The sequence below is a fragment of the Type-D symbiont of Plautia stali genome, from assembly GCF_001485335.1.
GTDB classification, from domain to species: Bacteria; Pseudomonadota; Gammaproteobacteria; order Enterobacterales; family Enterobacteriaceae; genus Pantoea; species Pantoea vagans_C.
Window position 1 is genome coordinate 22980 of sequence record NZ_BBOC01000011.1, and the last position, 11279, is coordinate 34258.

Annotated in this window: 5 protein-coding genes; 1 reads left to right on the forward strand and 4 read right to left on the reverse strand. The window is 55.5% G+C overall.

Annotation, left to right across the window (positions count from 1 at the left end):
- Positions 1–78: 78 nt before the first annotated feature.
- Positions 79–1314 carry an N-acetylmuramoyl-L-alanine amidase AmiC gene (amiC, locus tag PSSD_RS05500; protein WP_058969880.1) on the reverse strand — a complete coding sequence of 412 codons (1236 nt, stop codon included), beginning with the start codon at positions 1312–1314 and terminating at the stop codon, positions 79–81.
- A 232-nt stretch (positions 1315–1546) separates the two neighbouring features.
- Between amiC and argA the strand changes: the two genes are divergently transcribed.
- Positions 1547–2875, forward strand: coding sequence for an amino-acid N-acetyltransferase (gene argA, locus PSSD_RS05505; RefSeq protein ID WP_039333254.1), 1329 nt, complete (start codon positions 1547–1549; stop codon positions 2873–2875).
- A gap of 93 nt (positions 2876–2968) precedes the next feature.
- On the opposite strand, the gene recD is transcribed toward argA, so the two are convergent.
- The 3 genes from recD to ptrA are packed head-to-tail and all read right to left on the reverse strand — an operon-like array spanning position 2969 to position 11243.
- Positions 2969–4807, reverse strand: coding sequence for an exodeoxyribonuclease V subunit alpha (recD, locus tag PSSD_RS05510; RefSeq protein WP_058969881.1), 1839 nt, complete (start codon positions 4805–4807; stop codon positions 2969–2971).
- Positions 4804–8349: an exodeoxyribonuclease V subunit beta gene (gene recB / locus PSSD_RS05515; protein WP_058969882.1), complete on the reverse strand. Its 3546-nt coding sequence runs from the start codon at positions 8347–8349 to the stop codon at positions 4804–4806. The genes recD and recB overlap by 4 nt, the downstream gene beginning before the upstream one ends.
- Positions 8346–11243, reverse strand: a complete 2898-nt coding sequence (ptrA, locus tag PSSD_RS05520) for a pitrilysin (protein ID WP_058969883.1) — start codon at positions 11241–11243, stop codon at positions 8346–8348. Before ptrA ends, recB begins: the two co-directional genes overlap by 4 nt.
- Positions 11244–11279: the final 36 nt, after the last annotated feature.

Sequence of the window (11279 nt, forward strand, 5' to 3'; positions counted from 1 at the left end):
ACTGAGGTGAATGCACGTAGCCAACGCACCTGAACCAAAAGTAGGCCCCATGAGGGGACTTGAAGTATGAAGGGTATATCAGCGATGTGCCAGCACCGCCCCTTTCTCGAAATATGCCTTGATACCATGCAAAATCGCCTCAGCGACCTGATGCTGATAACGTGCTGTGCGCAATTTACGCTCCTCCTCCACGTTACTGATAAAGGCCGTTTCCACCAAAATTGAGGGGATGTCCGGCGCTTTCAGCACCGCAAAGCCAGCCTGATCAACCGTGCGTTTATGCAGGTGATTGATGTGCCCCATACGTGACAACACTTCTTTGCCAAACTTCAGGCTGTCGCTGATGGTCTGACGCTGCACCATATCGAACATGGTGTGGTCGAGATAGCGATCGCCGCTCATGCTTACCCCGCCGATCAAATCCGATTCGTTCTGGGTTTGTGCCAGGTAGCGCGCCGCCGTGGACGTTGCCCCACTGGTGGAAAGAGCAAACACTGAGGAACCTCTGGCCGCGCGGCTGGTGAAAGCATCTGCGTGTATCGACACAAACAAGTCGGCGCGCTGCTTACGCGCCTTTGCCACGCGCACCCGCAAGGGAATAAACACATCCTCGTTGCGTGTCATGTAGGCTTTCATATTGCGTTCTTTATCGATCAGCGCCTTAAGATATCGACCAATCTTCAACACGATATCTTTTTCCCGCGTCTTGTATTTACCATGCGCGCCGGGATCTTCCCCACCGTGTCCTGGGTCAATCATGATAATGATCGGACGATCACGCCCCGCTTTACCCGGCAACGGTGCCTGCGCGGGCTGATCGCGATCGAGTTCACCCTGATTGTAATCGTTCAGTAACGCCAGTAGCGGATCCTCTTCCGGCGACGGCTGGCTCGGGTAGAGATCAACCACTAAGCGGTGCTTAATACCGGCCACCGGTGCCAGCGTGAAAATCTTCGGTGCGACGTTACGCTTGAGTTCCAGCACCACGCGCACCGTGTTGGTATCGAACTGACCGACACGGGCATTTTTGATATAGGGATCGTCAACGCGCACTTGCTTATCCACCCCTTTCAGGACCGGATTGATATGCAGGTTATCGATGTCGATCACCAGGCGATCGGGGTTGCTTAAAGTGAACTGTTTATACTTAAGCGGAACATTCGACTCCAGCGTCACGCGGGAGTAAGTCGAAGAAGGCCAAATACGCACCGCCACAATATGCTGGCTGGCCGCAAGGCCGGTACGCGTCACGCTTAAAAGAAATAGCGCGCCTGCGCCCTGTAATAATCGTCGTCGTGTGAAAGCTTCAGACATGCCGCTCCAACTGCTGTGTAGTGTCTAAAATATCGTCAATTGACGATGAGAAGGCGAAAACTTTGTTGGGCTATCCGTGTCATGTTTTGCCAGAAAAACCAGATAATGCAGTCTGTTAGCGAGGGTTGCATCAGGAAAATCGTAAAGTAACGTCAGGCCCGGCGCTTGCAATAGCAGGCAAAAGAGCATAAAAATACAGAAATTTCGAATAAACATTCACAGAGGGTTTGCCGTGAAGGAACGTAGTACTGAACTGGTTCAGGGTTTTCGCCATACCGTTCCCTATATAAATACCCATCGTGACAAGACCTTTGTCATTATGCTGGGTGGCGAGGCCATCGAGCATGAGAACTTTTCCAGTATCGTTAATGACATTGGCCTGTTGCATAGTCTCGGCATTCGCCTGGTGGTTGTCTATGGTGCCCGACCGCAGATTGACGCCAGCATGGCACAGCAGCAGCTGGAACCGATTTATCACAAACATACACGCGTCACCGATGCGCAATCACTGGAGCTGGTGAAACAGGCTGCCGGGCGTTTACAGCTGGATATCACGGCTCGCCTGTCGATGAGCCTGAACAACACTCCGCTGCAAGGTGCACATATCAACGTGGTCAGCGGCAACTTTATTATCGCGCAGCCGTTGGGCGTCGATGATGGTGTCGATTACTGCCACAGTGGTCGTATTCGTCGTATAGATGAAGAAGCAATCCACCGTCAGTTGGACAACGACGCCATTGTGTTGCTCGGTCCAGTCGCGGTCTCCGTGACCGGTGAGAGCTTTAACCTCACCTCGGAAGAGGTGGCGACACAGCTAGCCATCAAACTCAAAGCCGAAAAGATGATTGGCTTCTGCTCCGAGCAGGGTGTCACCAACCGTGAAGGCACCATCATTTCCGAACTGTTCCCGAATGAAGCGCAAGCGCGTATCGATGAGATGGAAAGTGACGGTGATTTCCTGTCTGGCACCGTGCGTTTCCTGCGCGGCGCTGTCAAAGCCTGCCGCAGCGGCGTTCGTCGCAGCCACCTGATTAGCTATCAGGAAGACGGTGCTCTGCTGCAAGAGTTATTCTCACGTGACGGTATCGGTACGCAGATTGTGATGGAGTCTGCTGAGCAGATTCGTCGTGCGACCATCAATGATATCGGTGGCATTCTGGAGTTGATTCGCCCGCTGGAGCAGCAAGGCATTTTGGTGCGGCGTTCACGCGAGCAGTTGGAGATGGAGATCGACAAATTCACCATTATTCAGCGTGATAACCTGACTATCGCTTGTGCGGCTCTCTATCCGTTCCCGGATGAGCAGATTGGTGAAATGGCCTGTGTGGCGGTACATCCTGATTATCGCAGCTCTTCACGCGGCGAGCTGTTGCTGGAGCGCGTGGCACTGCAAGCGCGTCAGATGGGGCTGAAGAAGTTGTTCGTGCTCACCACACGCAGTATTCACTGGTTCCAGGAACGCGGCTTTACGCCGGTGGATATTGAGTCTCTGCCCGAGAGCAAGAAGCAGATGTATAACTATCAGCGCCGTTCAAAAGTGCTGATGGCGGATTTGGGTTAATTAACGCATCGCGTGAATTTTCAGTGCACATAAATGCGCACTCTACAAAAATGACCCCGGGTATGTAAGGTCGGCATTTTTGCCGACCCCTCCCTATTCCCCACCTAACCTCTCCAGCAATCCACTGCGGCGCTGAGTACGCAACTGCACCGCCCGGCGGAATACGCCGTCATCGCTGTATAACGTGAGCTGCTTGCGGGCGCGGGTAATCGCGGTATAGATCAATTCGCGCGTCAGCACCGGCAAGAACTGGGCGGGCATCACTAAGGCCGTGTGGTCAAACTCCGAACCCTGTGACTTATGCACTGTCATCGCCCACGCGGTGTCATGCGCAGGCAAGCGGCTCGGCTGAACGGCTTTGATACTGCCATCGGGCAAGGGGAAGAACACTTTGAGCAGCCCCTCGTCATCGAACAGCGTGATGCCGATATCGCCATTGAACAACCCAAGGGCATTGTCGTTGCGCGTCACCATCACCGGGCGCCCCTGATACCAGCGGCTGCCGCCGGTGGGTCGACGAATCAACTGCATCTGCAGCAACTTCTGTTCAATACGCTGATTCAACCCCTGCACACCAAACGGACCTTCGCGCAGGGCGCACAGCAGTTGATAACGTCCGAATGCCGCCAGGATCTCGCTCGGCTGCGCGCGCTGACTGACTAACCGCAGAAACGGCCGATACCCTTCAGCGATTTCCGACAGCATCGCCTGATAGGCTTCGCCGTCATTCAGCGGCTGGCGAGCGATATCGCTAAAACCAGCCTGAAATGCCGCTTCAACGGCTTTAGACTCACCGGCATTCACTGCGGCTGCCAGTTGACCGATTCCTGAATGCGCATCGAAACGGTAGCTTTTACGCAGCAGACAGATTGCGTCACGCACCGCTGGGGCGCGGCTGTCATCATTGCCGTCAACCTCACAGCCGGTTAAGGCATGCAGCTGAGCCGCACGCGCCGTGCTGTAACCCGCTTCCGCACAGCGACAAATATCCCCCAGTACCGCACCCGCTTCTACTGAGGCAAGCTGGTCACGGTCGCCGAGGAATATCACGCGCGCCTGCGGCGGTAATGCGGCAATCAGATTGGCCATCATGCCAAGATCGACCATTGAAGCCTCATCCACCACCAGCACATCCAGATGCAGCAAATTGCCCGCGTGATAGCGTAAGCGTTGTGTCTCAGGCTGCGCACCCAGTAAACGGTGTAAGGTCGTGGCTTCAGCGGGAAAGCGCTGGCGTTCAGCCTCACTGACCGGCAGCTTCTGCAGCGCTTTGCTGAGGGATTCGGTGAGTCGTGCTGCCGCTTTACCTGTCGGGGCAGCGAGCTGAATACGCAGCGCCCCGTCACTCAAGCGAATCAGCGCCGCCAGCAGTTTTGCCACGGTGGTGGTTTTCCCGGTGCCGGGCCCACCCGATATCACCGCGGTTTTCTGCGTGAGGGCCACTGCGGCGGCGATTTTTTGCCAGTCATCCGGCTGGGTACCAAACAGGCTATCCAGCACCTCACGCACCGTTTCGTTAGCGAATGGCTGCGGTGCTGACTGCGTCTGGAAGAAGCGGGCCACCTGACCCTCGTTGTGCCAGAAACGATGCAGATAGAGACGATCATCACAGAGCACTATAGGCGCTGCCTGCTCGCTGCTGCTCAGTGCAGACCAGTTTGCCAGGATCGATGGCCAATCCTGTGGCTCACCCGCCGCCAGCCAAATAGCCTGCGCCAACTCCGCGTGACGTCCCTTAAACAAGTTCTCTTGGCTCAGTTGAGACAGCGGTAAACAGACGTGCCCTTCCCCCGCTTCCGCGCTGAGGCAAGCGGCGGCCAATAACCGTGCCGGTTGGCTGTCGTCGGCTAAAAGCAGTGCAAACTGGATATCCAACGGGCGCAATAAGCGCAGCTCAGCCGCCTGCGCAAGCAGTGCTGTCATGCCGCTCATACTGTGGCTCCTGGCCCGCGAAACAGGCTATCTAACTGTGAAACAAATTCCTGAGTCGGGCGAGTGTGGAATACGCCATTGTCAGGCGAACTGCCATCCAGCCCACGCAAGAACAGGTAAAATACGCCGCCAAAGTGCTGATCATAATCGTAATCCGCCAGGCGATGTTTAAGATAGCGATGCAACGCCAGCGTATAGAGTTGGTACTGCAAGTCGTAGCGGTGGTCGATCATCGCCTGTTTCATCGCTTCCGGCGTGTAAGCTTCACGGCTGTCACCCAGCCAGTTGGATTTGTAATCCAGCAGGTAATATTTGCCCTGCCAGCGGAACACCAGATCGATAAAGCCCTTCAGCATGCCCTGTACCTGGCGAAATTCAAGCGATGGCGCATTCGATGACAAGGCATCCTGGCGTATCAAGCTATCCAGCGCTTCCGCCGTCAGCAGGCCGTCAATCGGCAAATAGAAACCCATCTCCACTAAACAATCGCTGGCCTGCACCTCGGCAAGCTTAATGCCCTGCGCGTTAAGTGGCGTACTCACCACTCGCGCAATCCAGTCGCTGAGCATCGGCTGCCAGTGCAGCGGATAGCCATTTTGCTGCAGATGTTGCTCCAGCTTTTCAGCGGTGGGGGGGTGCGGGAAATCCAGCGATTCAAACAGTTCGTGCAGGAAGGTTCCTGGCGCCGCACCGCGTGGGAAATGATGGGGCGTCAGTGTGGTTTCACTGCCATCTTCCTGAAGATCTTCACCGGCCGCCTCAATATCAAAGTTCGGCATAACATCAAGCAGCCGTTGGTTACCATGCTGCTGCAAACCGGAGTAGCTGGTCACGCGCCAGGATTCAACCAATGGACGCGTGACTGAGCGTGCATTTAGCTGGCTATCCGCGATAGTCGCTTCCTGCCAGCGTTCGGCATCGTCATCTTGTACTGACACCACTTCAGTGCCCGCTGCGTTCATCTCACTCAGCAGCACGGCCAGCTGCTCAGCTGTCGCCGCCTCGCCGCGTTGTAACAGATATCCCAGTGCACTTTTATGCAGATCGCTCGCGCCCTCTTTCTTGCGCGTACCGCGAAACAGCGGCGCAACCCCCACGCTGCAGTGATACACCGAGCGCGTCAGCGCCACGTACAGCAAGCGCAAATCTTCCGCCAGGCGTTCCTGTTCGGCCAGCGCCAGGCTTTCATCATCAGCTTGCAGATCCAGCACCGCTGCGAAACTTTCACGATCGTGATAAAGCGCGGTATCGGCTTCGCGGAAACCGGCGGCAAAAGGCAGCCACACCAACGGATACTGCAGTCCTTTCGATTTATGAATGGTGACGATTTGCACCAGATGGCGATCGCTTTCCAGACGAAGTTGCTGGCTGGATGACTGGCTGTCCGGGCTATCGATCTGCTGCGCCAGATAACGCACCAGCGCATGGGGGCTGTCGAGTTGCGCAGCGGCTTCCTGCAGTAGCTCGCCGAGATGCAACAGATCCGTCAGACGACGCTCACCGTTTTCCGAGGCCAACAGGTTCTCCGCCAACTGGCGCTCCAGCATCAGCTGGCGCAGCATCGGCAACACGCCCCGCTGCTGCCACAACAGCTGCCAACGTGCGAAAGTCTCCACCAGCGTATCCCAGCCGCGCGCATCCTGATCCAACCTGTCCAGTTGTGCCGCATCAAACGCAAACAGCGAGGTAGCCAGCGCCGTACGCAACATACGCTCCTGTTCCGGTGCCAGCACCGCCTGGAGCAACCATAACAGCTCGCGCGCCTCTGGCGTGGTGTAAACACTGTCACGGTTTGAGAGGTAAACCGAGGGAATCCCCAGCTGATTCAGCGCCTCACGAATCAGGTTGGCTTCGTTGCGGCTGCGCACTAACACCGTGATATCGGATGCCTGGACCGCACGCTGCGCCGGGGCTTTACCCAGCATGGCGCGCTGTTGCTGCCCGGCCTGCAACCAGCGGCTGATATCCGCGGCACATTGCCGCGCCATCGCTTGCTGATAATCGCCCACACTGCATCCCTCACCCGGTTGCAGCCAGAGGCGTAAGGCTGCCTGCTCCTGTTGGTCGATACTGAGTGAAAGTGTTTGATTCGGCGGCGCAAACTGCACCGGCAGAAACGGAATTGCCTCAAACAGGAAGGGAGAATCAAGCCGTGCAAACAGCTGATTGACGCTTTCCACCATGGCAGGAGAAGAGCGCCAGTTGGTATCGAGCGTGTAGTGGGCACTGACTTCACTGCGCGCACGAATATAGGTAAAAATATCCGCACCACGAAACGCATAGATAGCCTGTTTAGGATCGCCAATCAGCAATAACGCATGTTCCGGCTGCTGAATATAGAGTGTGCGGAAAATACGGTATTGCAGGGGATCGGTATCCTGAAATTCGTCAATCAGTGCCACCGGATAACGCTGACGGATCGCTTGTGCCAATTGCTCACCACCGGGCTGTTGTAGCGCATCATCCAGTCGGCTTAGCAGGTCATCAAAGCCGAGTAGCGCTTGTTGCCGCTTCTCTTTGCGCACTGCCACGCGCACTTCGACTAGCGCCCGGGCAATCACCACATCGCGCAGTGAAACGGGCTGCGAGAGGAACGTCTCGATGGCTGAGAACAACGTATGCTGAGGAGGATTGCCCTTTTTGGTTTTCTCATCAAGCACCTGTTGTGTAAAGCGAGTCAGTTCAGCAGGCACCTGATAATCGCAGGTTTCACTCTGCGCCCAAAAGCTGACTTTATTCACCCAAACTGGGAGATTTTTGCTGCTGTAGCTGCGCTTATCCACATCCGACTGACCGACGATCGTCAGTACCTCATCGCCCACCGCGCGCCACTGCGCTTTCATCGCTTCAATACGCGCCAGATTTTCATGATGGCGAGAGGTGATGGTTTCCGCGTCACCCGGCGGTTGACGCAGGCTGGGGGATTCGCCCTGCAACCACGGGCGTAACGTCGCCAGCAGTTGCTCTGGTCCATTCCATTCACTGACAATTACCCGGGCGATATCCAGCGTCAGCGGGTAGCAATGGCGACGCCAGAAATCCGCAGTAGCCTGCCGCAACAGTTGATGTTCATCTTCGATCAGCTGCTGTTCAAACAGCATGCCAGACTCAAAGGCGTTGAGATTGAGCATGCGCTGGCAGAAGCCGTGGATAGTAAAGATGGCCGCCTCATCCATCTGGCGTTCGGCGGCCAACAGCAATGAGGCGGCATCCGCTGGCTGTGGAATTTCGTGCAACAACTGCATCAGCATGGGATTGCTGCTGGCACCGCGAATACAGGCCAGCCGCAATTCATGAATGTTGGCGCGGATACGTCCACGCAGCTCTGCGGTGGCCGCCTCGGTGAAAGTCACCACCAGAATCTCTTCCACTGATAGCGGGCGGGAATAAGCATTCGCCCCGCCCAGCCCCAGCAATAAACGCAGATAGAGCAGTCCGATAGTGAAGGTTTTTCCGGTGCCAGCAGAAGCCTCAATCAGCCGTTCACCGCGTAAAGGCAGCGTCAGCGGATTAAGCGATTCTGGCAGTTGCAGCTGACTCATTGCGCATCACTCTTAACCGGCAAGGATTGCTGTAATTTCTCAACCTGATCCCAGGTGGTGAAGCCGGGGAGTGGCGCATAATCGTCTTTGGTTGCGCCATCGTGGCTACCGCCGATTTGTGACACCATCGCCATACCTTGCTGGGCTATCACCGCCTTGTGGAAGAAATCAGCCAACCCTGCAGGCGTGAGTTTCTGAATTTGCTCAATGGCTTTCTCTCGCGTATCAAAGGCAAAATTCTGACGATTGAAATCGCGGTTATAACGATTGGCTTCTTCATCCAGCGTTTGTGGGCGCTGTTTCAAATCATTGATTAATGCCTGCTGATATTGAGCGAAATCTTCCGGTTTCATGTCACGCAAGCGTTGTTCTGCCTGCGGATAGAACGCCTCGAAACGCTGCATCAGATAAGCCGGTTGCTTACTGTTACTCTGCAGCAGGAAACCAATCCCCCACTGACGACCAATCGGCATTTGATAGGAGAACACCGCATAGCCCAACTGTTCCTGGGTGCGCAACTGGTTGTAGAACCACGGCTGCACAATCTGGCTCAGCATGGTGCTGTTGGCCATGCTTTGGTACTCGTCATAGCCGAGCGGGACGTAGAGTGCTGCCAGCGCCGAATCGGTGCTGCTTCCTGCGGTTTGCAGATTCGCCTTCATGGCTTTGTCGATCGCCACGTAATTGCTGTGCCAGTACCCCTTGCCATCACTGTGCAACTGCTGCTGCAAATCAGCGCCCAGTTGCTTCACACGATCGGCTGAGAGGTTCCCCACCACCATCATTTCTGGCGTAGCCTGGCGTAACAGAGCATCACGATATTCAGTGACATCTTTCAGCGTGAGGTCTTTCACCAGCTTACGGCGCGTTTCACGCTGGGTGTACGGCAGTTGCGACAACATCTGCATCGGCTGTATCGCCTGCTCAAACGCTTTGCCCTTCTCTGCGGCTTCCAGTCGATCCAGATACCAGGATTTAGCCTGCTCCAACTGCTGTGCATCCGGTTGGAAAGTGGCATACCCCTCAACCAGTTTTTTCAGCAACTCCGGCAAGCGCTGGGTAAAACCGCTGGCATTGAACACAATGCCGTCATCTTCACCCGTCGAGAAGCTGATGCCGCTGACGGAGGCCTGCGAATTCAACTCGTCCAGCGCCACGCTGGAGAGATAATCATTCAGACCAAACAGCACTTGCTGGCGCGCATCACTGATAGCGGCTTTATTACGCAGCGCCAGCGTAATCGCCGCTTTCGGTTCACTGGCATAATACTGGCTTGGCATCCAGTAAATACGCATGCTATCAGCATCGGTAAGCGCTACCGGGTGAGTGTAGGTTTTGCCATCTGAGGGAATCAGCGAAAAATCGGATGGAATGTAAGGATTGAGCGTCGGCATTGAGAGCTGAATCTGCGCCCCACGCTGCTGCCAGTCGCTGAACTGTGCAGCACTGATTTTATCCACCTGATAAGGTGCGTTGACGAAGTAGGCTTCTTTGTTATGCGGTTCACCAGGACTGATGTACCAGATGCGTGCATTTTGCGGCGTCATCTCATCAAGGCGAGATTTGATGGCCGCCGGGTCGAAGTTGTCCGCCAGGTAAGGAGCATCCAGCGCATGATCGATCGGCACGCGCAGCATGGTGTCCACCAGCCATTCGATGTAATCCATGTCACGCGTAATGGAAGGGTAACGGAAGTCCAGCGCCAGCACATGTGACACTTCGTCAAAATAGCCTTTATCGATTCCCTTGTTACGCAGCATATCAAGGTAACTGAATACCGCAGCCACCACTTCATCGCGCTGCGCCAGACCTTTATCCGTCAGCGAAACCGTGATGGCAAACACGCCGCTGTTACGGTCGGTCATCGGGTCAGCCCCCGCATTGACACCGTCAGCCAGCCCCTGTTTTTGCAGCCAGTCGTTAAGGGTGTTTTTACTGCGGTTGCCAAGAATGTAGCTGATCAAGGTGTCGGTTTTGCTGCGGAACTGATCGCTGTTGTTAGCAATGCGGAATTCAATTTTCAGCTGCTTGCGCGGCTGGGCAGGCACATAGTGAATGATGATACCTTTCTGCGCATCGGTCACCACCGGCACTTCAATCTTCGGTACGATCGCCTGATGGTTGCTGACGCGACCAAAGGTCTGGGCGGCAATATCCGCCATCTCCGGCAGGGATTTGTTGCTGTAAATTACCGCTTTCATCAGGTTGGCGGAATAATGGCTGTGATAGAAATCCGTCAGAGCCTGGTGCAAATTGCTGTCGGGTTTATCACGCAGCGTGTCGAGGTTACCGCCGGAATAGCGCGAGCCAGGGTGCGCCGGATTGAGAGTCTCCGCTCCCACTTGCGCCATACGCAAACCATCACGCGAGCGCGCCATGGTGAGTTCCGCATTGACCGCATGCCGTTCGCGATCGGCATTGACCGGATCAAGCAAGGGTTCTGCAATGGCATCGGCAAGACGATCCACAGCGGGCTGCAACGCATCGTTCTCCACCTCCAGATAGAATGCGGTGCGATAGGAGGCGGTGCTGGCGTTGTGGCTGCCACCATGTTTTTTTAGAAACTCCGCCAGATTGTCCGGCTGTGGATAAAGCTTGGATCCCATCAACACCATATGTTCGGTGTAGTGCGCTAATCCCAATTGCTGATTAGGATCGTCAAGCGATCCAATCGGCAGGGTGATTGCCGCGAGAGATTTAGGTGCTGCGGCATCCGACACCAGCAGCACTGTCATGCCGTTGGTGAGCGTAATCGCCTGATAACTGCGTGGATCGTGATCGCTTTTGCGAATGGTTTCATTGATGGGCTGCCAGCCGCGATCGGTATCGGCAAAGGCACTCAGCGCCAGCATGCTCAGCAGCAGCGCTCCTATCCAGCGTGCGTTAATCCGCATTTAAACCCCTTTCGTTACCCTATACCGCTGGCTGTG